This window comes from Nocardia sp. NPDC003269, from assembly GCF_042888005.1.
Lineage (GTDB): Bacteria > Actinomycetota > Actinomycetes > Mycobacteriales > Mycobacteriaceae > Nocardia.
In genome coordinates this window covers 1000207-1025932 of sequence record NZ_JBIAPA010000002.1, presented here as the reverse complement: position 1 = coordinate 1025932, position 25726 = coordinate 1000207, and the positions used below count along the sequence as shown (strand labels likewise).

Sequence of the window (25726 nt, the reverse complement as noted above, 5' to 3'; positions counted from 1 at the left end):
GTGTGCTCATGAGTGCTCGTGCCTGTTCTCGAGGTACTGCTCCAGGGCTGAGATATCCAGATTTCCGGACACTCGTAGGGCTCTGCCGAATGCTCGGCGCCGCTCTGCGGAACGCAGACAAGCTGAAACGGGGTGCAGCCAGGCACCCCGTCCGGGAAGTCTGCGCCGTGGATCGGGAACGATCGCAACAGCCGGAGCCCCGGCGGAGCCGGTGTCCCGATGCTGCGCCACGATCCGCAACAGTTCGGCAGACGGCTCGCGCTGACGGCATCCGATACAGGTTCGAACGGATTGCGCGGGCCGGTCTTCCACCCACTCTACCGGTGACCCGGTCATAACGACGAACCCCTCCCCTTCCGAAGTTACGAACATGTCATCCGAGGGTCGGGATTCCCGCGTTTTCGTCAACTACGGTGCGCCTCCGGCCGAACCGAATCGCCCTGCTCCGGAGCCGCGTCGCTGCGGATATCGATGCGCCAGCCGGTCAATCGGGCGGCCAGGCGGGCATTCTGGCCCTCCTTGCCGATCGCCAGCGACAGCTGGAAGTCCGGCACGATCACCCGGGCCGCCCTGGCTTCCGGATCGACGACGGTGACCGAGACCACCTTCGACGGCGAGAGCGCGTTGCCGACGAAGGTCGCCGGATCCTCGGCGTAATCGATGATATCGATCTTCTCGCCGGCCAGCTCGCTCATCACGTTGCGCACGCGCTGGCCCATCGGGCCGATGCACGCGCCCTTGGCGTTCACGCCGGGCACGGTGGACCGCACCGCGATCTTGGAGCGGTGCCCCGACTCGCGGGCCACCGCGACGATCTCCACCGAGCCGTCGGCGATCTCGGGCACCTCGAGCGAGAACAGCCTGCGCACCAGGTTCGGGTGGGTACGCGAGAGCTGGATCTGCGGACCACGCGGGCCACGGGAGACGCCGTAGACGTAGCACTTGATCCGGTCGCCGTGCTCGTAGGTCTCCCCCGGCACCTGCTCGGCGGGCGGGATCAGACCCTCCGCGCCGTTGGCCTCGCTGCCGATCCGCACCACCACGATGCCGCGGGCGTTGGCCCTGGCGTCGCGCTGGACGACACCGCCGACGATGTCGCCCTCATGGGTCGAGAACTCGCCGAAGGACTTCTCGTTCTCGGCGTCGCGCAGCCGCTGCAGCACCACCTGGCGGGCGGTGGTCGCGGCGATCCGGCCGAAGCCCTCCGGGGTGTCGTCCCACTCGGAGACGAGGTTGCCGTCGGCGTCCAGCTCCCGCGCCATCACCCGGACCACACCGGTCTTCTGGTTGATGTCGATGTACGCGTTGGGCTGGTGGCCCTCGGTGTGCCGGTAGGCGGTGAGCAGCGCCGACTCGATCGCCGAGATCACGGTCTCGATGGGGATGCCCTTGTCGGCGACGATCGCCCGCAAGGCTTCGATTTCGATGTTCATTCCGCAACCCCTTCGGTGGGAGAGTCACTGTGTTGTCCTGCGGCGGCGAGGTCGGCGGGTTCTTCGCCCGGTACCGGGCGGCCCGCGGCGATCCCGCCCGCGAGTTCGAGTTCGGCGGCGCCCGGTGCGTTGAACTCGACCTGGACCACCGCGGTGGCGATGTCGGCGAGCGGCACGTGCACCCGGTGCGGCTTGTTCTTGCCGCCGAGGACCAGCGCCACGGTGCCGTCGTCGGCGAGCTGGCCTGCGCGCGCCTCGAAGCGGGCCTTGCCCTCGACCGGCTCGGCGCCGTCGCGCAGCGCGACCTTCACCTTGCGGCCCTGCGCGCGTCGCCAGTGCCGCTCGGCGGTCAGCGGGCGGTCGACGCCGGGGGTGGTCACTTCGAGCAGGTAGGCGGATTCGCCGAAATCGCCCGCGTCGTCGAGCAGTTCGGACATCTCCCGGCTGAGCTCGGCGATCGCGTCCAGATCGGCCGGACCGTCGCTGTCGACGGTGACCTTCAACCGAACCGGCGCCAATTCGTCCTTGCCCGCAGACGCGATCGCGACGCCCTCGAGGTCGAATCCCCGGCGTGCGACGAGCTCAGCGACGAGCTGGCTCACCCTTTCCTCGGTGGGCATCGGCATATGGGCGGCTCCTGGTTCAGTTGTGACGCGATCGGAAATTTCTACGCCGAAGGTCTAGCGTAACGCGCCACGAGAGTGTAAAGGACCAGCCACCGGGCATCGCGCACCGGTCCGCCCCGGCGTGCCTCCCGGTGTCGCGGCGTGGGCGGGCGACGGTGCGCGGATCTGGCACGATGGGTACGTGCCCTTCCGCCATACCGCCCCGCCGAGCGCCGGGCGACCTTCCGGCATGCGCTCCGACCGGCACGAATCCCGCCCGATGACGAGCGAGTCGCCGCGCCCGGTCGCACCGCAGCGCACCGCCCCCGCAGCTCCGCACCGACCGGCTTCGGCCGCACCGGCGCGGTGGTCGCCGACCGCCGACGTGACACAGCGCACGGCGGGCAGCTGGCGGCGGCGGTCGCTGCTGCGCCTGGTCGGCGCGACAGCCGTCGGCGTCCCCGCGCTGGGCGTGCTGGCCGCCTGCGCCGAGGACGACACCGTGCACGCGCCGGATCCGCTTGCCGCGCAAGAGGTCCTGGCCCGCGCCGACGCCGCGTCAGCGCAGGCCGCGATCGCGCTCGCTCCGCAGGCGCAGGCCGCGCTGGCCACCGTCGCCGCCGAACGCACCGCCCACGCCGACGCGCTGCGTACCGAGATCGACCGAGTGATCGGCGTGTACGGCGACGGCACCACCCCCGTGCACCGCACCGGGGAGATCACCGTGCCCGGCCCCGACGGCGCCCTCGTGCCCGCCGCGACGATCGAGAACGCCACGCAGCCACTGACGATCGCCCAGCTGCGCGATCAACTGGTCCGCTCGCAGCAGTCCGCCGCGGCGCTGGCCCGCACCGAATCCGGGTACCGCGCGGGGCTGTTGGCCTCGATCAGCGCGGCCTGCGCCACCGAGGCGGGAGTCCTGCTCGCATGACCGATCAACGACAGGCCCTCCAGGCCGCCCTGGACAGCGAGTACGCCGCCGTCTACTCCTACGGCGTGATCGCCGCCTACGCCAATGCCGACCGGGCGCGCATGGTCGCCGAGTTCAGCGCCGCGCACCGGGCCCGGCGCGACGCCACCATCGAACTGCTGGAAGCAGGCGGCACCGCACCCGAGGCGGCGGGCGCCGCCTACACCCCACCGTTCCCGGTCGACGATCCGATCCCCGCGGCACACCTGGCCGTCACGGTCGAATCCGATTGCGCCGCAGCGTGGTACGCCGTCGTCGAACAGGCGGCCGACGCCGCGGTCCGGGCCACCGCGACGGAGGCACTCACCGAGTCCGCGGTGCGCCGGGCCCGCTGGCAAGCGATCCTGGGCGCGAACCCCGTCACCACGACGTTCCCCGGCCGCGCGTCGGTGTAGCCACACCCGGGCACGATCGCGAGCCCAGGCCCGACGTCGGCCGCCCCACCGTGCGGTGCGGCGGCCGAACCGGGTCCGCTACGGGCGCATCGCGTAGGCGCCGTCGTAGGACGCCACCTGCTGCCACACCCGGTCGAAGCGCGCGGCGTCGGCCACGGGGCTGCGCAGGGCGCCGACGGCCCAGGCGCGCTGGGCCTCGGTGACCGTCGGCTTGCCGAGCAGGGCGGTCGCGTGGGTGTTGAAGTCGCGGATCTGGAAATCGAAGATCTGGTCGACGACATCGCGGTCGAGCCCGGTGAGCTCGGCCTGCTCGAGGATCAGCTGGCCGTAGACCACCGTGGAGAACAGGTGGCCGATGGTCAGCATGAAGTCCAGGTCCTTCTGCTGGGCCGCGTCCGGCGCCGCGGTGAGCAGCAGCGTGCGCAGCGCCTGTGCCTGCTCGTAGAACCGGCCGACGTTCGGCACGTCCGCGGCCTGCTCGTAGGCCGGGGTCCAGTCGGCGAACTGCACCTTGCCCGCGCCGCGCGCCGGACCCTGCTTCCAGAAGAACTCCTGGTCGCCCGGCGCCAGGTCGGTGCCGATGGCCGGGTACTCCGTCGGGTTGAGCAGGTAGTTCGGCATGAACTTCAGGATCTGGCCCACGTTCACGTGCACCGTGCCCTCGAGCCGGGGCAGGTGGTTGATGTAGCGCGAGGCCTGCGCGAAGTAGGTGGCCTTCTCGAAGCCCTTGGCCGCCAGCACATCCAGCAGCAGGGTCATCGCGACCTCGGCCTCGGAGGTGACCTTGGACTTGGTCATCGGGTTGAACAGCAGGTAGCGGCGGTCCTCGAGCGAGGCGCTGCGGAAGTAGTCCACCGCGCGGTCGCTGAACAGCTTCATCGCGATCAGGCGCGCGTAGGCGTCGACGAAATTGCCACGCACATGGCCGAAGTCGGTGACCGGGTTGCCGTAGAGGATGCGGTTGCTGGCGTGGGTGATGGCCTCGAAGAACGAGTGCTCGACCATGCCGATGCCGCCGTGGCAGAGGTTGAACTTGCCCACGTTGACGGTGTTGAGCGCGGCCGAGAAGGCCTCGGGCCCTTCGTGCAGCACGTCGGCGGCGGTCACCGGGTAGTTCTCCAGCCGGAAGTGGCTGACGTACATCTGGCCGTGGATGACGCTCTCGACCAGGTGGTAGTCGGCGTGGCGGCTGTCGGCGGCGAACCAGATGTAGCCCTCGGCGCCCTCGACATCGCCGCGGCGGGAGAACACCGACACCATCGAGGCGACGTTGCCGTTGCCGATGTAGTACTTCTCGCCGTTGGCGCGGAACAGGATTCCGGCCTCGGCGTCGGCGCTGCCCGGCTCGGTCGGGGTGAGGATCAGGTCGGTGTTGTAGATGTCGGCGCCGTGCTCGCGCTCGGACAGCGCGAACGCCATCACCTGGCCCGCGTCGAGATCGGCGGCGGCCTTGCGCTTGGCGGTCTCGTTGTCGCTCTGCCAGATCGGGCCGAGGCCGAGGATGGTGACCTGCTCGGCGTACCAGTACGCGAGGCCGTAGAAGCCGAAGATCTCGGCCAGTGCCGCGTTGCGGGCGGCGTCCCAGCGCTTGTTCGGGTCGCCGTCGGCGTAGGCGGCCGGGGTCAGGAAGGTCGCGAACAGCTTCTCCTTCGCGACGAAGTCGAGGAACTCCTGGGTCCAGACCGCGTCGCGGTCCTCGGCCAGCAGCTGTGCCTTGCCCTTGGATTCGAACCACTCGATGGTGGCTCGCAGCAGCCGCCGCGTCTCGGCATCGAAGTGCTGAGGGTCGTAGGTGGCGGGGTTGAACAGCAGGCTCGGCGAACTCGTCATGGGAGCTAACTTAGCAGCGCCACACCCGGCTTCGAGGCCATGACCTGCAGGTTTCCCCTACGTAGGCGTAAGTTCACCACCCCTATTGTTGTTTCACGCAATCAAATGTATTGTTTGATTCATGCAAGCAAACAAGGATCAGGTCTCCGAACTCGCCCGCACGACGAGCAGGTTCGCCGAGGCGATGCGCCAGGGCACGTCCCGGGCGTACGACCCGGTCCGGGTCGGGGTGCTGCAGGCGGTGGCGGAGTCGGGTCCGCTGCGCGCAGGGGAGATCGCCGAGCGCCTGGACGCGCTGCCCTCCTCGATCACCCGGCACGTGCAGACCCTGGCGGAGGCCGGGCTGGTGCGCACCGCGCCGGACCCGGCCGACCGGCGGGCGGTCCTGGTCGAGATCACCGACGCGGGGCACGCGGAACTCCAGCAGTTCCTCGAGGTGGGCGACCAGGTGTTCGGCGCGGTCATCGCCGACTGGCCCGCCGCCGACGTGGTCACCCTCACCCGCCTGCTCGACCGGTTGATCACCGACTGGTCGCAGGCGGGCCCCACCCAGCAGCAGCGAGCGTCGAAGCGGCGCTCCGGCGGGTTCGGCTGGAGCCGGGCCTGACCATCGAAAGGACACCGTCATGGCATCCAACACCCCACTGAAGGTCATCGTCGCGGGCGGCGGTATCGGCGGTCTGGCGCTGGCCAACGGCTTGCGCCGGGCCGGCGTCGCGGTCAGCGTGCACGAGCGCGAGGTGCGGCGCACCGACCGGTTGCAGGGCTTCCGCATCCACATCAACCCGCACGGCAGCGGCGCGCTGGCCGAGCTGCTCTCCCCCGAGCTCTTCGCGACCTTCGTCGCCTGCTCCGGCCAGGGCGGCAACGGTTTCGGCTTCGTCACCGAGCAGCTGTCGAGCCTGATCGATTTCGAGAGCGCCGAGACCGCGCACGCCGACCGCGACCACTACGGCATCAGCCGGATCACCCTGCGCCGCATCCTGCTCGCCGAACTGGGCGACGCGGTGCACTACGGCAGCGCGTTCGACCGCTACGAGCGTCGGCCGGACGGCCGGGTGGTCGTCCACTTCGCCGACGGCGGCAGCGAGGTCGGTGATGTGCTGGTCGGCGCCGACGGCGGCACCTCGCGGGTGCGGGCCCAGTACCTGCCGCAGGCGCGGCGCGTTGACACCGGCATCGTCACCATCGCGGGCAAGTACGCGCTCACCCCGAGCGCCCGTGACCGCCTCGATCCGCGTCTGCTCGCGCACCCGCACAGCGTGATTCCGCCGAGCGGGTGCGGCATGTTCATCGCACCGCACGAATTCGCCCCGCCCGCACCGGGTGTCGCGCTCGGCAGCGACGGCACCGAGCTCACGCCCGGCTTCCTGTTCGACGACACCCAGCCCTACGTGTTCTGGGCGTTCGCCGCCCAGCGGGACCGATTCGGCGTCGACCTGTCGGCCCTCGACGCGGCGGAGCTGCACGCCACCGCGGTCCGGATGACCGCGGGCTGGGCACCCGAACTGCGCAGGCTGGTGGCCGAATCCGACAGCGCCACCGCCACTCTGCTGCCGATCAAGACCTCGGTCCCGATCCCGCGCTGGACCCCGACCACCGTCACCCTGCTCGGTGACGCCATCCACAGCATGACCCCGTTCGCCGGCATCGGCGCCAACACCGCCCTGCGCGACGCCCAGCTGCTGTGCCGCATGCTGGTCGCCGCCGACCGCCGCGAGCGCGGCCTGCTCGACGCGATCGGCGCCTACGAAACCGCCATGACCGACTACGGTTTCGCCGCGGTCCGCACCTCACTGAGCACCGCCGAACGCGCCGTCGCCGACGGCAGGCTCGGCCGCATGATGGGCAAGCTCGTCCTGCGCACCGCAGGCGCGATACCGCCGATGAAGCGCAAGATGTTCGCTGACCTCGGCGCCTGACCCGGTGCCGCGCCGGGATCAGCTCATCAGTTCGCCGATCAGGCCGGTGCGGGTGCCGATGATCCCGCCGGTGGTGTCGAATTCGACCCGCAGCTCGTACAGACCGAAGTGCGCGAGCAGCAGCTGCGGTTCGCCGAAGGTCAGGGTGGTGACGTGGTGGCGCTCGAAGTAGCCGGCGGCCATCGCCCGCATGGCGGGGTAGCGGCTGTCCGGATCGGTCAGCGGATGCAGCAGGTTCGCGGCCGTCTCGATGAGCTGGGCGGCCACCCCGGGATCCGATCCCGTCATGGTCACGGCCTCGTCGGTGACCGCGAAGTAGCGCCAACCGGCGCCGTCCGGCGCCGCTGCCCAGCCGACGGATCCGCCCAGGTCGGCGGCCCCGGCCACCAGCAGGGTGACCACGTTGTCGGGATGGACGACGGTGCCGAGGTCGACCCGGTCCACCGCCAGGTGCTCGGCCCCGTGTTCGCGCGCCAGCCCGCGCAGCGCGGCGGCACCCGTCCACTCCCGCCCCGCCCATGCCCAGATCCGGTGCTCGCTGTCGTAGCGGCCGATCTCGGCGACGGCCACCGGGCCGCCGGGGACCTCGACGAGATCGCCGTACATCGGCTGCCAGCGCAGGGTCGGTCGCGGCGCGCCGGTGGCCGCGCCGCGCAGCGAACCATGACCGCCGACGGTGGTCGCGGCGGCCGGTGCCAGCGCGACCAGCAGGCTGTCCGGGAAGAAGGGCGGGATCCGCTCGTGCCGTGGCCCGGCCTCGGCCGGGGCGAGCGGGCCCGCACCGACGACCTCGGCGTCGCGGAGCTGGTCACCGGCGTCGATGCGGACGATCAGCCGCGGTCCGTCGGGCAGCTGCACCTCCACCCCGTCGGCGGTGTCGCGCACGGGCAGGCGGTGACGATGGGCGTAGCCGGCCACGACCGCCCGCGTGCCGGTGCCGGGCAGCATCCTGGCGGCGGCGGCCACCAGGTCGGCCACCCGGCCCGGGTCCGGCGTCGCGGACGGCACCTGCTCGTCGTCGACGATCAGGTAGGCGTACGCGCGGCCACCGTGATTGAACTTGGTCATCCCGCGGGCACCGAGCGCGCCCAGCGCGATGATCGACAGATGATCGGCGGCCAGCATCGGGTCGGGGAAACCGGCGAGATCGACGATCTCCTCGGCGAATTCGGGGATCCCGTGCTGTAATCCGAGCTCGCGCAACCGGGTCGACGCCGCGACGCCGGGCAGGCCGGCGAGGGTGGGCTTGGCCCACGCCCACATGAAGGTCAGATCCTCGGCGTAGGTCCCGATCTCGCCGGACCCGGCGAACTCCCGGTCGCCGATCCACACGCACCCCGCCCGATGATCCACCCGGGTCGGCCCCGGCCTGATCTGCTCCTGAAATACCGAATACTGCTCGATCGCCCCGCCGAGATAATCCCGCGCCAGCCGCAACAGCGAATCGCTGAACGTGTCCACGCGCTCGAAACTATCAGTTCCCGGGCCACTGCCCGTACGCGAGCGGCAACGGTCGGTTCCTGTGCCGCAGCGGCTTTCGCCGACCCGGTCGCGCCGCGGTGGACGCGACCGGGTCGAGCGGATTCAGCCGCGGATCTTCGCGGTGACCGCGGCGACGGCGTCCTCGGCCGCGATCTCCTCGGCCTCGCCGGTGAACCGGTTGCGCAGTTCGACCTTGCCGTCGGCCCAGCCGCGGCCGATCACCAGGATCCAGGGCATGCCGAGCAGCTCGGCGTCCTTGAACTTCACGCCGGGCGAGGCGGTCCGGTCGTCGAAGAGGACCTCGAGGCCCTGCTTGTCCAGACCGGCCACGACCTGCTCGGCGCCCTCGCGGGCGGCGGCGTCCTTGTTCGCGATGACCACGTGCACGTCGAACGGCGCGACCTCGGCGGGCCAGCGCAGGCCCTTGTCGTCGTGCTGCTGCTCGGCGATCACCGCGACCAGGCGCGAGACGCCGATGCCGTAGGAGCCCATGGTGAGCCGGACCGGCTTGCCGTTCTCGCCCAGCACGTCGACGTCGAACGCGTCGGTGTACTTGCGGCCGAGCTGGAAGATGTGGCCGATCTCGATGCCACGGGCCGACACCAGCGGACCGGCGCCGTCGGGCGAGGGATCGCCGTCGCGGACCTCGGCGGCCTCGATGGTGCCGTCGGGGGTGAAGTCGCGACCGGCCACCAGGCCGACGACGTGCTTGCCCTGCACGTCGGCACCGGTGATCCAGCTGGTGCCGTCGACGACACGGGGATCGACGAGGTAACGAACACCGTTGGCCTGCAATGCCTTCGGGCCGATGTAGCCCTTCACCAGGAAGGGGTTGGCGGCGAAGTCGGCCTCGGTCAGCAGCTCCACCTCGGCGGGCTCGACGGAGGCTTCCAGCCGCTTGTCGTCGATCTCGCGGTCACCGGGGACGCCGATGCCGAGGATCTCGGTCTTGCCGTCCGGGTGGCGCAGCTTGACCATGACGTTCTTGAGCGTGTCGGCGGCGGTGACGGCGCGGTCGAGCACCGTCGCCTCGTTGGCCCAGTCGACCAGCGTGGCGATGGTAGGGGTGTTCGGGGTGTCGTACTCGACCGCGGCGGGCAGGCCGTCGATCGGCAGCGGCGCGGGCGCGGGCGTGACCACGGCTTCCACGTTGGCCGCGTAGCCGGACTCGGCACAGCGCACGTAGGTGTCCTCGCCCACGGGGCTGGCGGCGAGGAATTCCTCGGACGCGCTGCCGCCCATGGCACCGGAGGTGGCGGCCACGATCACGTACTCGACGCCGAGCCGCTCGAAGATGCGCTGGTAGGCGGCGCGGTGGGTGGCGTAGCTGGTGGCAAGGCCGGCGTCGTCGAGGTCGAAGGAGTACGAGTCCTTCATGGTGAACTCGCGGCCGCGCAGGATGCCGGCGCGGGGACGTTCCTCGTCGCGGTACTTGTCCTGGATCTGGTACAGCGTGACCGGCAGATCCTTGTAGGAGTTGTACTCACCCTTCACGGTGAGCGCGAACAGCTCCTCGTGGGTGGGGCCGAGCAGGTAATCGCCGCCCTTGCGGTCCTGCAGGCGGAACAGGGCGTCGCCGTATTCGGTCCACCGGTTGGTGGTCTCGTAGGGCTCGCGCGGCAGCAGCGCGGGCAGGGAGATCTCCTGGGCGCCGGTGGCGTCCATCTCCTGGCGCACCACGTCCTCGATGCGGCGCAGCGTGCGCAGGCCCAGCGGCAGCCACGAGTACACGCCGGGGGCGATCCGGCGGACGTAGCCGGCGCGGACGAGCAGTTTGTGGCTGGGCACCTCGGCGTCGGCGGGATCGTCTCGCAGGGTGCGCAGGAACAGGCGGGAGAGGCGGGTGATCACGGATGCACAGGGTAGTCCCTGGTCCGGGGCCACGTGCAAGCCGATATCGGTTCCATCGGCCACCAGCGGCCGGACCGCGGCGCGACGCCGGTACCGTAGGCGATCGTGCTGGTGCTGCTGCCTCCCTCCGAAACCAAGTCCGACGGTGGGTCGGGCGCGCCCCTCGACCTGGCCGATCTGGCGATGCCGCAGCTCACGGCGGTGCGCGACAAGCTGATCACCGAGGTGGTGCAGCTCGCCGCCGACCCGGCCGCCGCCACCGCGGTGCTCGGGCTCGGCAAGGCCGCCGACGCCGAGATCGCCCGCAACGCGAGCCTGCGCACCTCGGCGACCCGCCCCGCGCTGGAGCGCTACACCGGGGTGCTCTACGACGCGCTGGACACGAAGTCGTTCACCAAGGCGCAGCGCGCGAAGGCGTACGCGCGCCTCGGCATCGGCTCCGCGCTGTTCGGCGCGGTCCGCGCGGCCGACCCGATCCCGGCCTACCGCCTCTCCGGCGGCAGCAAGCTGCCCGGCCTGCCGACGCTGTCGGCGGTGTGGCGCGACGTGCTGTCCGACGCTCTCTACGCCGAGGCTGGCGGCGAACTCGTCATCGATCTCCGGTCGGGCAGCTACCAGCAGCTTGGCCGAGTTCCCGACGCGATCACCGCCAACGTGCTCACCGAGCACCCCGACGGCTCACGCACGGTGGTCAGCCACTTCAACAAGCATCACAAGGGCCTGCTGGCCCGCGCGCTGGTGCTCACCCGCGCGGAGCCGACCGACATCCGCGCGGTGGCGCGGGTGGCGACCAAGGCCGGTCTGCGGGCCGAGATCGCCTCCCCCACCGAACTTCTCATCATCACGCAGTAGTGGGCTGCATCAGCTGGATGAGGTTGCCGCAGGTGTCGTCGAAGACGGCGGTGGTGACCGCGCCCATCGGCTGCGGCGGCTGGGTGAACAGGACACCGCGGTCGAGCAGGCGGCGGTATTCACCGTCGAGGTCGTCGACGGTGAAGATCATGCAGGGGATGCCGTCGGCGGTGAGCGCGGACTTGTAGTTCTGGGCGATCGGGTTCTGGTCGGGTTCGAGCAGCAACTGGATGCCATCGATGTCGGCGGGTGAGACCACGGTCAGCCAGTCGTACTCGCCGACCGGCACCCGGTCCTTGACCTGGAAGCCGAGCACGTCGGTGTAGAACTTCTCGGCCTTGTCCTGGTCGTCGACGAAGATGCTGGTCACACCGATGCGGATCATGGGTCCTCCTGGGGGATCGGCCATCGCTCCGAGATCGCGCGCAGCGGCGTGAAATCGGCGTGATGGAACTTGTAGCGGCCTTGTCGACGGGTGGTCACCAACCCCGCGGCCTCGAGCATGCCCAGGTGCTGGGTGATCGCCTGCCGCGACGAACTGATCCCGTGCCGGGTGGCGAGCTTGGCGCACAATTCGAACAGCGTCTGCCCGTCCCGCTCGGCCAGTTCGTCGAGCAGCGCGCGCCGCGTCGAGTCCGCCAAGGCGGTGAAGATATCGGTCACGGCGCGCGCACCTCCCGTCGTCTCCCCTCGAACGATAGGCAAGCCCACGCTTGCATGTCAAGCATCGATGCAGGTGGGAGGCTCCCGCCTCAGACCTCGGCGGCGGCCAGCGCGGTGCGGATCGTCGCGATGTCGCCGGTGGTCGCGGCCGCGGGCGGCCAGGAATCGCCCGGGACGGCGTAGGGCCGGACGTAGACCGGCGTGTCGCGCTGGGAGCGACGGCTCTCGGCGAGCGTGCCGCCGTCGACGACGTCGTAGCCGAGCGCGTCGATCAGGTGGGCCGCGGCGATCTTCGCGGCCGGGTCGTCGCCGAAGACCGGCAGCGCGGACCGGTCGGCGGCGCCCGCGGGCCGGGCGAGGGTGGCCAGGTGCTCGAAGTAGATGTTGTTGAACGCCTTGACCACCTGCGCGTCGGGCAGGTGCCGCTGCAACAGCTCACTGGTGGTGACGGTGTCGGCGTCGAGTTCGGCGATGGCGCCGTCCCGCTCGGGGTAGTAGTTGTTGGTGTCGAGTACGACCTTGCCCGCCAGCGGCGCGACCGGTACCTCCTGATACGCCTTCAACGGCACAGTCACCACCACGAGGTCGCCTGCGGCCGCCGCCTCCGCCGGCGTCGCCGCCCTGGCCCGGGGCCCGAGCTCCGCGACGAGGCCGGCCAGCGTCTCGGGCCCGCGAGAGTTGCTGAGCACCACGTCGATTCCGGCGGCCACCGCCAGCCGCGCCACTGTCGATCCGATATTGCCGCTGCCGATCAATCCGAGTGTCGTCATGTGCTCGGTCAACCACCGAACCGGTGCGCCTGTTCCCGCCCGTGCGCACGACTCGATCCGGCCGACCGGATCGGCTCACTCGGCGCGCCAGGCGACCGCGGCCGCGAGCAGCCGGGCCCGGACCAGGTCGACGTGCGGCCGGGGCGGCCCACCGACCCGGCGGGCCAGGAAGCCGGTGTTGATCGGCGGATCCGCCGGATCGAGCAGGGTCACCAGGCTGCCGTCGGCGAGCTCGCCCGCGCACAGGTAGCGCGGCAGCACACTGATCCCCGCGCCGGCGCGCACCGCGGCCAGCACCGCGCGCAGATCGGGGACGATCAGGGCCGGGGTCGCCTCCAGCCGGGTCTCGAACACGTGCCGCCAGTAGCGGCGCAGGATCGGCAGATCCGCGGCGTAGCTGAGCAGCGGGAGCCCGTCGAGCGCGCCCGGATCGGCGTGGCGCAGGCGATCGGTGTCGACGCGGGCGGCCACCGCGGGCGCCGCGACGAGCAGGAACTCCTCGTCGACGAGCGGTTCGGCGAGCACGGTTCGGCCGCGCGGCCGAACCGTGGAGAACACCAGATCGAGTGTCCCCGAACGTAATTCCGCCAGCAGATCATCGGTGTGGCCGGCTCGGACGGTGAGCCGCACCCCGTCGGCGAGCAGCGGCGCGAGCGCGGGCAGCACCTGCGCGGCCAGCATCTCGGCGGGCCCGCCGAGCAGCACCGGCGGTTCGGGCGGCGCTGGTCGATCGGCGACCGGGCCGCCGACCACCGACGCGAGCGCGTCCAGCGGGGCGCTCACCCGCGCCGCCAGCTCGTGCGCGGCGGCGGTCGGCGCCACCCCGCGCGGCAGGCGCTCGAACAGCGGCGTGCCCAGGTACCGTTCCAGCGCCTGGACCTGCGTGGTCACCGTGGGCTGGGACAGTCCCGCCTGCGCGGCGCCCGCGGTGAGCGATCCGGTCCGATAGACCGCCAGGAAGGTCCGCAGCTGCACCAGATCCATCGAGCCATCGGCTGGCCTATGTCTCATATAGACCATCCTATTGGTCAGACAATGCCCGAGTCCCTAGCGTCGAGAGCGCGACCCGACGACGCTGCCGGCCGATCGCCACGAAACCCGTTGAATGGAGAAGGAATCCGATGGCACACATCCTGTTCGTCCTCACCGGCGCCGATCACTGGACCCTGGCGGACGGCACGAAGCACCCCACGGGGTTCTGGGCCGAGGAGTTCGTCGCGCCGTACGCGGCGTTCACCGGCGCGGGCCACACCGTCACCGTCGCGACGCCGGGCGGGGTGCTCCCGCCGGTCGACCAGGGCAGCCTGGCGGCCGAGGCGAACGGCGGCGCCGAGCGCGCGGCGGAGATCGCCGAGGTCCTGGCCGGGGCCGAGGTCCTGCGGCAGCCGATCCCGCTCGCCGAGGTGCGGCTCGCCGACTACGACGCGGTGTTCTACCCCGGCGGCCACGGCCCGATGGAGGATCTCGCGGTCGATCCCGTCTCCGGTGCGCTCCTGGTCGACGCGCTGGCCTCGGGCAAGCCGCTCGGGGTGGTCTGCCACGCGCCCGCCGCCCTGCTCGCGACCGCCGACGCCGACGGGAAGTCCCCGTTCGCCGGGTACCGCGTCGCCGCGTTCAGCAATGCCGAGGAGACCCAGGCCGGCTTCGCCGAGAAGGCGAAGTGGCTGCTCGCGGACCGGCTCGTCGCGCTGGGGGTGGACTACCGCGAGGGCGAGCCGTGGGCACCGCACATCGAGGTCGACCGCACCCTCTACACCGGCCAGAACCCGGCGTCGTCGGCGCCGCTGGCGGCTCGGATGCTCGACGCGCTCTGACCCGCGACCCGGCGGACCACACCGGTCCGCCGGGTGTCGCGGCGCCGCGTGCTTGTGGCGTGGCCCACAGCCACCTACTCTTCGCGCTGTGGATCCCCGCCGTTCGCTGAATAACAGTCTGCGCGTGCTCGCCGCGGTCGTCTCGCTCGCCGCGCTGCCGCTCGCCCCGGCCCAGGCCGAACCGTCGTCGCCGGGTGGCGCCACCTATGTAGCGCTCGGTGACTCCGGGGCGGCGACCACCGGCGCCGCGAACCTCGACCTCGGCGCGCCCCTGCGCTGCGTGCGCTCCACGACCAACGCGCCCAAGCTGGTCGCCGAGCGCCTCGGCCTCGCCCTGGACGACCGCACGTGCAGCTCGGCGAAGATTCCCGACCTCTACACCTCCCAAACACCGGGTGTCGCACCGCAACTCGACGCGCTCGGACCCGCGACGAAGATCGTCACCCTGCACATCGGCGCCAACGACGCCGAGATGACGAAGTACATCCTCGGCGACTGCCACGCGGGCGCGGCGACCGGCGGTTGCGCCGCGGCGGCCGATCCCGCGTGGGACGCGGGCATCGACGCGATCGCCCCGGCCTACACCGCCGCCCTGGCCGAGATCGCCCGCCGCGCACCGGCCGCCACGATCTTCGTCGACGGCTGGCCCACCTACCTGGCCGACACCAGCTGCCCGGCGATGCTCGGCCTGCTCCCGGCCGACGCCGCCTACATCCAGTCGAAGTTCGCGCGGCTCAATACCGTCGTCGCCCGTGCGGCCGCCGCGCACGGAGCGATCTATGTCGACACCGTGGCGGCCTCGCCCGCGCTCGGGATGTGCGCCGACCCGGCCGTGCGCTGGTTCGATCCGCTGGTGGCCGACCAGACCCTGCTCCCCTACCACCCCACCCTGACGGGACAGCGCGGCGTCGCCGAACTGCTCACCGCCGCCATCGAATCCAGCGGCGTGCTGGGGCGCTGAGCGGCCTCAGTCGGTGAGCCGGTCCAGTTCCGCGGCCAGGTTCTCCCGCGCGCGCTCCTCGTAGCGGGCGCGGGCCGCCGGAGTCCGGTACAGCACAGGCTGATTCGCGATCGCGCGCAGCACCGCGGCGCGACCGGCCCGGAACAGGTCGTCGGGGACGTGCGCGTACTCGGTGCGCACCGCGGTCGCGTAGGCGGCGTAGCTCACCGGATCGCCGCCGAGCACGACCAGGTCGGCGTCGCACAGCACGGCGCCGTTGGCGTCGCCCGCCTCGGAATCGTGACCACGGGTGAGCAGCACCAGCCGAGCCACCTCGTCCACCAAGGGTTTTCGGGCGCCCAGGGATTCGAGGACGTCGCGCGCCAGGTCGGCGCTGCGTTCCTCGTTGTCGGCGCGGTCGACCGCGTAGATCGCGTCGTGGAAGAAGGCGGCGTAGCGCACCGCGTCGATATCGGCTGCGCTGTCGGCCCATTCGTCGATCGCGCCGAGCATCGCGCGCAGGTGTTCGGCGGTGTGATAGTGGCGATGGGGTTCGCTGTAGCGGGCGATGATCCCGGCTCCGAGGGAAACGGCGTCCGGTCCGGCCAGGGCGGTCCAGCGGTCGAGAAGGTCCAGCGACGACAACGTCATGGGCTCCAGTGTCGGCGGACACCCGCTCGCCGACAACCCCGATTTCCGGTGGGATCACCACGATCGGCCTATCGCGGGTCGTCGCCACCGGTGAGTTCGCGCACCAGCAGCGCGGTGTGCAGCGAGGTGCGGGACTCGCCGTCGTCGAGGTCGACGTCGAGAATGCGCTCGATCCGGGCGAGGCGGTCGTAGAGCGTCGGCCTGCTGATGACCAGCGCCTTGGCGAGCTCGGTCTTGTTGCCCGCCAGGTCGAGGAAGCGGCGCAGGGTGGCGGTGAGATCGGTACCGTGCCGGAGGTCGTGGCGCAGCAGGGCACTCAGTTCGGTCTCGGCGAAACCCTGCACCCGGGGATCGTCGCGGATCAGCGAGAGCAGCCCGCGCAGCCGGATATCGGCGCTGCGGAAGAAGATTCGGTGGGGCGCGGCGCGCATCGATGCCGCGACGGCCGCGACCTCCCTCGCGTCGGCGAGTCCGCTCGCCGTGTCGAGCAGGGAATCGGAGTCGGCGCCGACGCCGATCACCGCGCGCCGAACCCCCTCGACCCGGCGCACTTCGGTGAGCACGGCCGCGCACACCGCCGCGAGCCGGTCCTCGACGACGGCGCCCCGGGCGACCGCGAGAATCATCGCGACCCGTTCCCCGTCGACCTGCGCCGCGCGTCCGCCCGTGCCACGCGGCGCAGGCCGGTGCTCGGCCGCGCTCAGCGCCGAGGCGTCGGCGAGGCCGAGCCCGTGGGTCACCGCCTCGACCACCGCCGCGCTGCGCCGTTGCGCGGCCACCGGGTCCGGGTCGGCGACGGCGTCGACATCGATGGCCAGCGGAACGTAGCGGGCGTGCCGGTGCAGCCCGAGCGCGGCCGCCCGCGCCTGCGCGTCGCGTTCGTCGCCGATCCGGCCCTCGACGAGGTCGGCGATCAGGCCGGTCTGGGCCCGGCGGTGCAGCCCGAAGCGGTCCTTGTCGATCATCCGGTGCAGGGTCAGGGTCTGGGCCGCGCGCTCGAGCACCATCCGCGCGCGGGGTGTCGGGCCGTGGTCCGCGCGCAGGATCAGCCTGCCCCAGCGCTGCATCTGCGGGCCGACGTCGACCAGGCACGCGTCGTCGGGCAGCAGGCGCGAGGTGGCCTCCCAATTCTCCAGCAGCGCCGAGGAGGTGGTGTGCCGGGCGGTCGCGGCCAGCACCCGGTGCGCCAGATCCTCCAGCACGACCGACGCGTCGAGCATGGTGGCCGCGGTGCGCACGATCTCGGCGAGCGCGGCCCGGCGCACACTCAGGTCGGTGAAGGTCTCGTGCACCGTCCTGGCGAACTCGAGCTCGGCGTACTGGTCGGCGACGATCGCGCGATGGACCGCCTCGGTGATCTCGACGAACCGGGTCACCCGGTGCAGCACGATCACCGGCAGCCCGAGTTCGGCGGCAGTGGCCGCGACGACCGGCCCCAGTTCGCTCACGTAGCTGCCGAGCTCGACCACCAGGCCCGCGACCCCGGCGGCGGCCAGCGAGCGCAGATAGGCGACCCGGGCGGGCTCCGGCGCGGCCAGCGCCTGCCCGGTGGTCAGGATCAGCTCCGCGCCGACCAGCACCTGGGCGACGTCGGCCAAGTCGCTGACGTGCACCCAGCGCACCGGCCGGTCCAGGTCGGCCCCGCAGATCACCTCGGGGTGACCCGCTTGGACCACCGGTGTGGCGAGCACATCGGCCACCGTCAACAGCACCGACGAATCGTAATACGAAAGCGGCGACTCCGTACAGATCGTCGGCCGGCGCCGCGGTGATCGTGGACCAGGGTGGAAGCACCACCCTTCCCGGCGAAACGAGGTCTGGCATGCAGTCCATCGGCCACTGGATCGACGGCAAGTCCGTCACCGGCACCAGCGAGGCGACGGCCCCGGTCACCAATCCCGCCACCGGCGCGGTCACCGGCGAACTGGCCCTGGCGAACGTGGCCGACACCCGCGCGGCGATCGACGCCGCGACGGTGGCGTTCGCGACCTGGCGCGACACCTCGCTGACCCGCCGCACCCAGGTGCTGTTCCGGTTCCGCGAGCTGCTGGCCGAGCGCAAGGAGGAGCTGGCCGCGATCATCACCGCCGAGCACGGCAAGGTGGCCGCCGACGCGCTCGGTGAGGTCACCCGCGGGCTGGAGGTCGTCGAATTCGCCTGCGGCATCCCGCATCTGCTCAAGGGCTCGTTCACCGAGAACGCCTCGACCGAGGTCGACATCCACTCCGTGCGCCAGCCGCTGGGCCCGGTCGCGATCATCTCACCGTTCAACTTCCCGGCCATGGTGCCGATGTGGTTCTTCCCGCTGGCCATCGGCTCGGGCAACACCGTGGTGCTCAAGCCGAGCGAGAAGGACCCGTCGGCGGCGCTGTGGCTGGCGCGGCTGTGGCAGGAGGCGGGCCTGCCCGACGGCGTGTTCAACGTCGTGCAGGGCGACAAGGTGGCCGTCGACGAGCTGCTGGACAATCCGGGCATCAAGGCGGTCTCGTTCGTCGGCTCCACCCCGATCGCCAAGTACGTCTTCCAGCGCGGCACCGCGGCCGGCAAGCGGGTGCAGGCGCTGGGCGGGGCGAAGAACCACATGGTGGTCCTGCCCGACGCCGATCTGGACCTGGCCGCCGACGCCGCCGTCAACGCCGGATTCGGGTCGGCGGGCGAGCGGTGCATGGCCATCAGCGTGGTCGTCGCGGTCGGCGGGGTCGCCGACGAGCTGGTCACCCGGATCGCCGAGCGCGCGGCGACCATCGTCACCGGCGACGGCACCTCCGGCGCCGACATGGGTCCGCTGATCACCCGGGCCCACCGCGATCGCGTCGCCGACTACATCGACGCGGGTGAGAGCGCGGGCGCCCGGGTGGTGCTCGACGGCCGTCCGCTGATCGTCGAGGGCGCGCCGGACGGATTCTGGCTCGGGCCGACGATTCTCGACGGGGTCACGCCGTCGATGAGCGTCTACACCGACGAGATCTTCGGGCCGGTGCTCTCGGTCGTGCGGGTCGGCACCTACGAGGAGGCGGTGGCGCTGATCAACGCCAACCGCTACGGCAACGGCACCGCCGTGTTCACCAACGACGGCGGCGCGGCCCGCCGGTTCCACCACGAGGTGGAGGTGGGCATGGTCGGCGTCAATGTGCCGATCCCGGTTCCCATGGCCTACTACAGTTTCGGTGGCTGGAAGAACTCGCTGTTCGGCGATTCCCACGCACACGGCACCGACGGCGTGCACTTCTTCACCCGCACCAAGGCGATCACCACCCGCTGGCTCGATCCCAGCCACGGCGGGCTGGAACTCGGCTTCCCCCAGAACAAGTGACCGGACAGGAGCAGTGCCGATGACGCTTTCCGACGAGGCCGCCCGCGCCTACGAACTCGATCGCCGCCACGTCTTCCATTCCTGGTCGGCGCAGGCCCAGGTGTCTCCGATCGTGCTCACCGCGGCCGAGGGCTGCTACGTGTGGGACGGCGAGGGCAACCGGCTGCTGGACTTCTCCTCGATGATGGTGAACACCAATATCGGGCACCAGCATCCGAAGGTGGTCGCCGCGATCGCCGCGCAGGCGGCCGAATTGTGCACGGTCGGACCGGCGTTCGCCAATGCCGCCCGGTCCGAGGCGGCCCGGCTGATCAGTGAGCTCACCCCGGGTGACCTGGACAAGATCTTCTTCACCAACGGCGGCGCCGACGCCGTCGAACACGCGATCCGGATGGCGCGCCTGCACACCGGGCGGCCCAAGGTGCTCGCGCGGTACCGCTCGTACCACGGCGGCACGGAGACCGCGGTCAATGTCACCGGCGACCCGCGGCGCTGGCCCAATGATCACGGCACCAGCGGGGTGGTGCACTTCTTCGGCCCGTTCCTCTATCGCTCGGAATTCCACGCGAGCGACGAGGCGCAGGAGACCCAGCGCGCCCTCGAGCACCTGGAACGCACCATCGAGATGGAGGGTCCGGCCACGATCGCGGCCGTCGTGCTGGAATCGGTGCCGGGCACGGCGGGCATCATGGTGCCGAGCACCGAGTACATGCGCGGCGTCCGGGAACTGTGCGACCGGCACGGCATCGTGTTCATCGCCGACGAGGTGATGGCGGGTTTCGGCCGCACCGGGAAATGGTTCGCCATCGACAATTTCGGCGTCGTCCCGGACCTGATCACCTTCGCCAAGGGGGTGAACTCCGGCTACGTACCGCTGGGCGGTGTGGCGATCAGCGCGGCCATCGCGGCCACGTTCGCGGACCGGCCGTACCCGGGCGGGCTCACCTATTCGGGTCATCCGCTGGCCACCGCGGCGGCGGTCGCCACGATCACCGCGATGCGCGAGGAGCGGATCGTGGAGAACGCGGCCGAGGTCGGTGCCCGGGTCATCGGGCCCGGGCTGCGCGAACTCGCGCAGCGGCATCCGAGCATCGGCGAGGTGCGCGGGCTGGGCGTGTTCTGGGCGCTCGAGCTGGTGCGCGACCGCGCGACCAGGGAACCGCTGGCCCCGTACGGCGGCACCAGTCCCGCGATGACCGAGCTCGTCGCCGCCTGCCGGCGCGGCGGGCTGCTGACGTTCGTGAACTTCAACCGGCTGCACGTGGTGCCGCCGTGCGTGATCACCGAGGCCGAGGTCAAGGAGGGGCTGGCGATCCTCGATCAGGCGCTCACCGTCGCCGACGCGCACACCGTCGACGCGCCGTGACACCGGCGGTTTCGCCGCGGGCGGAATGCGCCCGCGGCGCGACGCGTTGTCCGCGAGTGTGACTGATACCGCAGTGCTTTCCGACGAACTGAAGTCGTATCTGGACGAGGAGAAGGTCTACGCGACCGTCGCCACGGTCGGTGCGAACGGGCATCCGCATCTGACCGTCGTCTGGATCAAACGCGAGGGCGACGACCTGCTGTTCTCCACCACCGTCGAGCGGCAGCAGGCCAAGAACCTGGCGCGCGACCCGCGGATCACGGTGATGGTGAACCCGCCGGAGCGGCCGTTCCTCTACGCCGAGATCCGGGGCACGGCCACCACCGTCCCCGATCCGGAGCGCGCGCTGCCCGAGGAGATGTCGCTCAAGTACACCGGCCTGCCCTACCGCGAGTTCAACCCCGCCTCGGTGCACGACGGCGAGCGGGTGATCGTGCGGATCACTCCGCGCCGGGTCGCCGGGCGGCTCTGAGTCGCCGATCGCGCAGCAGGGGCGGGCTCAGGCGTTCTGAGCCTCCTCCTGGGCGTGCTGCGCCTCGGCCAGCTGGCCTGGGGTGAACCGCAGAGTCACCGCGACGATGGCGGCCAGCACGGCCAGTCCGGAGCAGACCAGCAGGACCAGGGTGTAGCCGCTGGTGAGCGCGTCGAGCTGGGGTCCGTCGAGATCGGAGACCTTCTCGGTGGTGCTGCCGCCCAGCGACAGCGTGCGCGAGGCGGCGATCGGGCTGAGCAGCCCGATCGCGATCGGTGTCGCCAGGTTCATGAACATCTGCCCGACGGCCGACAGCGGGCCGATATCGGCGGGCGGCACCCCGACGAGCACGCACAGCGGCGCCAACACCATCGCGACACCCACGCCGAACCCGATGACCACCAGCAGCGGAAGCAGCGTGGTGAGGTAGCTGATGTGGCGATCCAGGGTCGAGCCGAAGAGCAGCCCGGCCGCCAGCACCAGCGCGGCCGCGCTCAGCAACCAGCGGGGTGGCACGATCAGCGCCGCCTTCGACGCCAGCGCGCCACCGATCCCGATGCCGACGGTGAACGGGATGCAGGCGATACCGGCCTTCAGCGGGCTGTAGCCGAGCGAGTTCTGCAGCATCTGGGCGACGAAGAACGTCATGGCGCCGAGCACCGCGCCGGCCAGGAAGATGAGCAGGAAGGTGGAGTTGCGGTCGCGGCTGTCGAACAGCGACCACGGCAGCAGCGGATCGGATTCGTTGCGTTCCACGACGACGAAGGTGATCAGCAGCGCGAAACCGATGATCAGCGCGCCCAGGATGACCGGACTGCCCCAGCCCCACGCGGGTCCCTCGGTGGCGCCGAAGACGATCAGCGCGCACGCCAGCGTCCCGAGCACCGCGCCCTTGACGTCCAGCGGCGCGCGATGGTGCACGGTGTCGGCGAGGGCGTACACCGCCCCGGCGACGATCAACGCGCCGATCGGCACGTTGATCAGGAAGATCCACCGCCAGGACAGCTCGGTGAGCAGACCACCGACGACCAGGCCGCTGACCGAGCCGATGCCGGCCATCGAGCCCACCACCGCCACGGCCTGATTGCGCGCCTTGCCCGGCGCGAACGTCGTGGCCACCAGTGCGAACGCGGTCGGCGCCGCGATCGCGGCGCCCGCGCCCTGGAACGCTCGCGCGACCAGCAGGGTCACCTCGCCCTGAGCCAGCCCGCACGCCAGCGACGCCACCGTGAACAGCCCGACACCGGTGATGAGCATGCGTTTGCGCCCGAACACGTCACCGAGGCGGCCGCCGAGCAGCATGAGTCCGGCGAAGGTCAGACCGTAGGCGGTGACCGTCCACGCGCCACCGGAGCTGGACAGGCCCATCTCCTCCTGCAGCCGCGGCAGCGCGAAGATCACGACGGTTCCGTCGAGCACGACCATGAACTGCAGGCCACTGAGCACGAGGATGGCCAGCCCGAAGGCCGACTGTTTCACCGGGGGCTGCATCGTCGCAGGGGGTTTATCGAGCACAGTCGAACACTGTAAACGAGGCCGCTACCCGGCCCGGAGGGTTCGGTGCGCCGACGGGCCCTCAGGCGCGCGCACCGGTGGCGGCGTCGAAGCCCGCCGTCGGGCCGATGACGATGATCGCCGGCGGCCGGATGCCCTCGGATTTGACCTTCTCCGCGACCGTGCCCAGATCGGCCCGGACCACCCGCTGGGTACGCAGGGTGCCCTCCTGGATGACCGCGGCCGGCGTCTCGGCGGCACGGCCGCCGGCGAGCAGCGCGTCGGCGAACTTGTCGATCCGCTCCACCGCCATCATCAGCACCAGGGTGCCGCGCAGCTTGGCCAGCGCCGCCCAGTCGACCAGCGAATCGGGATGATCGGGGGCGACGTGCCCGCTGACCACGACGAACTCGTGCGTCACGCCGCGATGGGTCACCGGGATGCCCGCGGCGCCGGGCACCGAGATGGGGCTGGTGACACCGGGCACCACCGTCACCGGAATGCCCGCCTCGGTGCAGGCCTCGAGCTCCTCGTACCCGCGGCCGAACACGTACGGGTCGCCGCCCTTGAGCCGGACCACGAACTTGCCCGCCTTGGCGCCCTCGACCAGCGCGAGGTTGATCGCCTCCTGCGCCATCGACCGGCCGTACGGGATCTTGGCCGCGTCGATCACCTCGACGTGCGGGCCCAGCTCGGCCAGCAGCTCCGGCGGCGCGAGCCGGTCGGCGACGACCAGGTCGGCGCGGGCCAGCAGCCTGCGGCCGCGCACGGTGATCAGGTCCGGGTCGCCCGGTCCGCCGCCGACCAGGGCGACGCCCGGGGTCACCGGCTCCGAATCATCGGTCACCACACCCGATTGCAGCGCCTCGAGCAGCCCGTTGCGCACGGCGGCCGAGCGCCGGTGCGCGCCCCCGGCCAGCACGCCGAGGGTCAGTCCGTCGTAGCGGGCGGTGGCGGGGGTGACGGCGGTGCCGTCGCGGGCGATGTCGGCGCGCACGCAGAAGATCCGCTTCGCGGTCGCCTCGGCGACCACGGCGGCGTTGGTCTCGGGTTCGTCGGTGCAGGCCATCGCGTACCAGGCGTCGTCGAGATCGCCGTCGGCGTAGGCGCGCAGTTCGACGGTGAGCTGACCGGCGGTCGCCATGCCCTCGACGGCCGGGGTGACCGCCTTGCTGACCACGTGGACGTCGGCGCCCGCGGCCACCAGCAGGCCGAGCCTGCGCTGGGCGACGGTGCCGCCGCCGACCACGACTACTCTGCGTCCACGCAGATCGAGCCCGACCAGGTAGTTCGGGTCGCCTGCGGGCGGGGTCGATGCGGTGTCAGACGTGTTCGGCACAGTGGCTCAGCCTAGTTCCTGGCTCGCCGCGCGCCGAACGGGCCCGCCGACACCGGCCTTCGCCGTGCGCCGCGGTCGGCGCGCCCGCGTTGCCGTCCGGTCCTCCGCGCGCGACAGTGGAGTCCATGACCCAGCCGGACGCACTTCTCGACGTGGCCTACGACGAAGCCCTGCGCGGCCTGGCCGAGGGCGGTGTCCCGATCGGCGCCGCCCTGTTCGACGCCGACGGCACCCTGCTCGGGCGTGGCCGCAATCGCCGCGTGCAGAACGACGACCCGAGCGTGCACGCCGAGACCGACGCCTTCCGCGCCGCGGGGCGCCGTCGTGACTACCGGTCCACGATCATGGTGACCACCCTGTCGCCGTGCTGGTACTGCAGCGGCCTGGTCCGTCAGTTCGGCATCGGCACCGTGATCATCGGCGAGGCGCGCACCTTCCACGGCGGCCACGACTGGCTCGCCGAGCACGGCGTGCGGGTGCTGGTCCTCGACGACCCGCGCTGCGTGTCCCTGATGACCGACTTCATCGCCGATCGCCCCGACCTGTGGTTCGAGGACATCGGCGTCACCGACGCGCCGGCGAAGGAGACCCCGGCATGAGCATCGCCTCGGTCGACCTGGCCCGCTGGCGCTCCGGCGGCGCCGCGGCCACCGCGGTGGAACGCGAGGTCGACGCGGGCCTGCGCCGGGCCGGCTTCCTGCTGGTGCACGGCCACGGCATCGACCCGGCGCTGCCCGCCGCGGTCCGCGCCGCCGCGCGCCGCTTCTTCGCGCTGCCCGAGGAGGTCAAGAACCGGTACGCGGTGACCGTCGGCGGTCGCGGCTGGATCGGGCCCGGCCGCGAGGCCAACGGCTACGCCGAGGGCACCGAGACCCCACCCGACCTCAAGGAGACCTTCGCGGTCGGCGCCGACACCGCCACCGGTGACCCGGCGGTGGACCGGGTGTGGTTCCTGCCCAATGTCTGGCCCGCCGAGGTCACGGAGTTGCGGGCCCTGCTGACCGAGTACACGGCCGCCGTGCACGCGCTTTCCGACGAGCTGCTCGCCCTGTTCGCCGCCGCGCTCGCACTCCCGGACAACCCGTTCGCCACGCTGGCCACCCGCCCCACCTGGACCTGCAATATCAACCACTATCCCCCGCTGACCAGCGTCGGCACCCCGCAACCCGGCCAGTTCCGGATCGGCCCGCACACCGATTTCGGCACCGTCACCGTGCTCGACCGCGAGCCGGGCGCCGGCGGCTTGCAGATCTACACCGAGGCCGACGGCTGGGCCGACGCCCCCTTCGATCCGGCCGCGCTGACCGTGAACATCGGTGACCTGCTGGCGTATTGGAGCGGCGAGCGCTGGCCCTCGGGCAGGCACCGGGTACTCCCCCCGCAGGCCGCCGCGCCGGAGGAAGACCTGGTCTCGCTCATCTTCTTCTACGAACTCGACCACGATGCCGTGGTGACCCCGCTCGCACCGCCGATCGGCCGGGTGCGGCCGGGACCGCCGGTGGTCTCGGCCGACTTCCTGCGCGTGCGCCTGGACGCCATCACCCTCGGCTGACCCGTACACTCG

General features: G+C 71.4%; 26 protein-coding genes. 12 read left to right on the top strand and 14 right to left on the bottom strand.

Translation table 11 applies throughout. The annotated features are described in order from the left end of the window. Window positions 1-6: 6 nt before the first annotated feature. The 3 genes from ACFYWJ_RS15145 to rimP form a co-directional block, all read right to left on the bottom strand. The gene (locus tag ACFYWJ_RS15145; RefSeq protein WP_355280692.1) at window positions 7-336 is read right to left on the bottom strand and encodes a YlxR family protein; all 330 of its coding nucleotides are present in this window, start codon (window positions 334-336) and stop codon (window positions 7-9) included. A 68-nt stretch (window positions 337-404) separates the two neighbouring features. After that, entirely contained in the window at window positions 405-1433 is a 1029-nt protein-coding gene (gene nusA / locus ACFYWJ_RS15140) for a transcription termination factor NusA (protein WP_355280671.1), read from the bottom strand. Further along, complete coding sequence (gene rimP / locus ACFYWJ_RS15135; RefSeq protein WP_355280670.1) at window positions 1430-2059, bottom strand: ribosome maturation factor RimP; 630 nt, start codon at window positions 2057-2059, stop codon at window positions 1430-1432. The genes nusA and rimP overlap by 4 nt, the downstream gene beginning before the upstream one ends. 181 nt (window positions 2060-2240) lie before the next feature. Here rimP and ACFYWJ_RS15130 point away from each other — a divergent pair, with 181 nt between their 5' ends. Continuing rightward, entirely contained in the window at window positions 2241-2969 is a 729-nt protein-coding gene (locus tag ACFYWJ_RS15130; protein WP_355280668.1) for a hypothetical protein, read from the top strand. Next, window positions 2966-3403: a ferritin-like domain-containing protein gene (locus tag ACFYWJ_RS15125; RefSeq protein ID WP_355280666.1), complete on the top strand. Its 438-nt coding sequence runs from the start codon at window positions 2966-2968 to the stop codon at window positions 3401-3403. Before ACFYWJ_RS15130 ends, ACFYWJ_RS15125 begins: the two co-directional genes overlap by 4 nt. A gap of 78 nt (window positions 3404-3481) precedes the next feature. On the opposite strand, the gene ACFYWJ_RS15120 is transcribed toward ACFYWJ_RS15125, so the two are convergent. Next, window positions 3482-5233 carry an acyl-CoA dehydrogenase family protein gene (locus tag ACFYWJ_RS15120; RefSeq protein ID WP_355280664.1) on the bottom strand — a complete coding sequence of 584 codons (1752 nt, stop codon included), beginning with the start codon at window positions 5231-5233 and terminating at the stop codon, window positions 3482-3484. Window positions 5234-5354: 121 nt separating this feature from the next. Between ACFYWJ_RS15120 and ACFYWJ_RS15115 the strand changes: the two genes are divergently transcribed. Continuing rightward, window positions 5355-5840, top strand: coding sequence for a MarR family winged helix-turn-helix transcriptional regulator (locus ACFYWJ_RS15115; protein ID WP_355280662.1), 486 nt, complete (start codon window positions 5355-5357; stop codon window positions 5838-5840). 19 nt (window positions 5841-5859) lie between these two features. Further along, the gene (locus ACFYWJ_RS15110; protein WP_355280660.1) at window positions 5860-7155 is read left to right on the top strand and encodes an FAD-dependent monooxygenase; all 1296 of its coding nucleotides are present in this window, start codon (window positions 5860-5862) and stop codon (window positions 7153-7155) included. A gap of 18 nt (window positions 7156-7173) precedes the next feature. On the opposite strand, the gene ACFYWJ_RS15105 is transcribed toward ACFYWJ_RS15110, so the two are convergent. Beyond that, window positions 7174-8616, bottom strand: a complete 1443-nt coding sequence (locus ACFYWJ_RS15105; protein ID WP_355280658.1) for a DUF6882 domain-containing protein — start codon at window positions 8614-8616, stop codon at window positions 7174-7176. Between the two features lie 123 nt (window positions 8617-8739). After that, window positions 8740-10488 carry a proline--tRNA ligase gene (locus tag ACFYWJ_RS15100; protein ID WP_355280656.1) on the bottom strand — a complete coding sequence of 583 codons (1749 nt, stop codon included), beginning with the start codon at window positions 10486-10488 and terminating at the stop codon, window positions 8740-8742. Window positions 10489-10593: 105 nt separating this feature from the next. Between ACFYWJ_RS15100 and yaaA the strand changes: the two genes are divergently transcribed. After that, window positions 10594-11340: a peroxide stress protein YaaA gene (yaaA, locus tag ACFYWJ_RS15095; RefSeq protein WP_355280654.1), complete on the top strand. Its 747-nt coding sequence runs from the start codon at window positions 10594-10596 to the stop codon at window positions 11338-11340. On the opposite strand, the gene ACFYWJ_RS15090 is transcribed toward yaaA, so the two are convergent. The 4 genes from ACFYWJ_RS15090 to ACFYWJ_RS15075 all read right to left on the bottom strand — a co-directional run bounded on the left by ACFYWJ_RS15090 (window position 11330) and on the right by ACFYWJ_RS15075 (window position 13784). Continuing rightward, a complete protein-coding gene (locus tag ACFYWJ_RS15090; RefSeq protein ID WP_355280690.1) occupies window positions 11330-11722 on the bottom strand; it encodes a VOC family protein in 393 nt (130 codons plus the stop codon). The genes yaaA and ACFYWJ_RS15090 overlap by 11 nt on opposite strands. Beyond that, complete coding sequence (locus ACFYWJ_RS15085; RefSeq protein WP_355280652.1) at window positions 11722-12003, bottom strand: metalloregulator ArsR/SmtB family transcription factor; 282 nt, start codon at window positions 12001-12003, stop codon at window positions 11722-11724. The genes ACFYWJ_RS15090 and ACFYWJ_RS15085 overlap by 1 nt, the downstream gene beginning before the upstream one ends. 89 nt (window positions 12004-12092) lie before the next feature. After that, complete coding sequence (locus tag ACFYWJ_RS15080; RefSeq protein WP_355280651.1) at window positions 12093-12773, bottom strand: NAD(P)-binding domain-containing protein; 681 nt, start codon at window positions 12771-12773, stop codon at window positions 12093-12095. Window positions 12774-12848: 75 nt separating this feature from the next. Further along, window positions 12849-13784, bottom strand: a complete 936-nt coding sequence (locus ACFYWJ_RS15075) for a LysR family transcriptional regulator (RefSeq protein ID WP_355280650.1) — start codon at window positions 13782-13784, stop codon at window positions 12849-12851. A 110-nt stretch (window positions 13785-13894) separates the two neighbouring features. Between ACFYWJ_RS15075 and ACFYWJ_RS15070 the strand changes: the two genes are divergently transcribed. Both ACFYWJ_RS15070 and ACFYWJ_RS15065 read left to right on the top strand, forming a co-directional pair. Further along, the gene (locus ACFYWJ_RS15070; protein ID WP_355280649.1) at window positions 13895-14587 is read left to right on the top strand and encodes a type 1 glutamine amidotransferase domain-containing protein; all 693 of its coding nucleotides are present in this window, start codon (window positions 13895-13897) and stop codon (window positions 14585-14587) included. An 88-nt stretch (window positions 14588-14675) separates the two neighbouring features. Next, window positions 14676-15548 carry an SGNH/GDSL hydrolase family protein gene (locus tag ACFYWJ_RS15065; RefSeq protein WP_355280647.1) on the top strand — a complete coding sequence of 291 codons (873 nt, stop codon included), beginning with the start codon at window positions 14676-14678 and terminating at the stop codon, window positions 15546-15548. 6 nt (window positions 15549-15554) lie between these two features. Here ACFYWJ_RS15065 and ACFYWJ_RS15060 read toward each other — a convergent pair whose 3' ends face one another. Both ACFYWJ_RS15060 and ACFYWJ_RS15055 read right to left on the bottom strand, forming a co-directional pair. Next, the gene (locus tag ACFYWJ_RS15060) at window positions 15555-16178 is read right to left on the bottom strand and encodes a metal-dependent phosphohydrolase (protein ID WP_355280645.1); all 624 of its coding nucleotides are present in this window, start codon (window positions 16176-16178) and stop codon (window positions 15555-15557) included. A 68-nt stretch (window positions 16179-16246) separates the two neighbouring features. Next, a complete protein-coding gene (locus ACFYWJ_RS15055; RefSeq protein WP_355280644.1) occupies window positions 16247-17890 on the bottom strand; it encodes a PucR family transcriptional regulator in 1644 nt (547 codons plus the stop codon). A gap of 110 nt (window positions 17891-18000) precedes the next feature. On the opposite strand from ACFYWJ_RS15055, the gene ACFYWJ_RS15050 reads away from it, so the two are divergent. The 3 genes from ACFYWJ_RS15050 to ACFYWJ_RS15040 all read left to right on the top strand — a co-directional run bounded on the left by ACFYWJ_RS15050 (window position 18001) and on the right by ACFYWJ_RS15040 (window position 21329). After that, window positions 18001-19491 (top strand): CoA-acylating methylmalonate-semialdehyde dehydrogenase, encoded by a 1491-nt coding sequence (locus tag ACFYWJ_RS15050; RefSeq protein WP_355280643.1) that lies wholly within the window; start codon window positions 18001-18003, stop codon window positions 19489-19491. A 19-nt stretch (window positions 19492-19510) separates the two neighbouring features. Continuing rightward, window positions 19511-20857: an aspartate aminotransferase family protein gene (locus ACFYWJ_RS15045; RefSeq protein ID WP_355280641.1), complete on the top strand. Its 1347-nt coding sequence runs from the start codon at window positions 19511-19513 to the stop codon at window positions 20855-20857. Between the two features lie 73 nt (window positions 20858-20930). Next, entirely contained in the window at window positions 20931-21329 is a 399-nt protein-coding gene (locus ACFYWJ_RS15040) for a PPOX class F420-dependent oxidoreductase (protein WP_355280640.1), read from the top strand. 27 nt (window positions 21330-21356) lie between these two features. Here ACFYWJ_RS15040 and ACFYWJ_RS15035 read toward each other — a convergent pair whose 3' ends face one another. Next, a complete protein-coding gene (locus ACFYWJ_RS15035; RefSeq protein WP_355280689.1) occupies window positions 21357-22820 on the bottom strand; it encodes an MFS transporter in 1464 nt (487 codons plus the stop codon). Window positions 22821-22905: 85 nt separating this feature from the next. After that, window positions 22906-24162 (bottom strand): uroporphyrinogen-III C-methyltransferase, encoded by a 1257-nt coding sequence (cobA, locus tag ACFYWJ_RS15030; RefSeq protein ID WP_355280638.1) that lies wholly within the window; start codon window positions 24160-24162, stop codon window positions 22906-22908. A gap of 125 nt (window positions 24163-24287) precedes the next feature. On the opposite strand from cobA, the gene ACFYWJ_RS15025 reads away from it, so the two are divergent. Both ACFYWJ_RS15025 and ACFYWJ_RS15020 read left to right on the top strand, forming a co-directional pair. Then, window positions 24288-24761, top strand: a complete 474-nt coding sequence (locus ACFYWJ_RS15025) for a nucleoside deaminase (RefSeq protein ID WP_355280637.1) — start codon at window positions 24288-24290, stop codon at window positions 24759-24761. Beyond that, window positions 24758-25714 (top strand): 2-oxoglutarate and iron-dependent oxygenase domain-containing protein, encoded by a 957-nt coding sequence (locus ACFYWJ_RS15020; protein ID WP_355280636.1) that lies wholly within the window; start codon window positions 24758-24760, stop codon window positions 25712-25714. Before ACFYWJ_RS15025 ends, ACFYWJ_RS15020 begins: the two co-directional genes overlap by 4 nt. Window positions 25715-25726 lie beyond the last annotated feature (12 nt).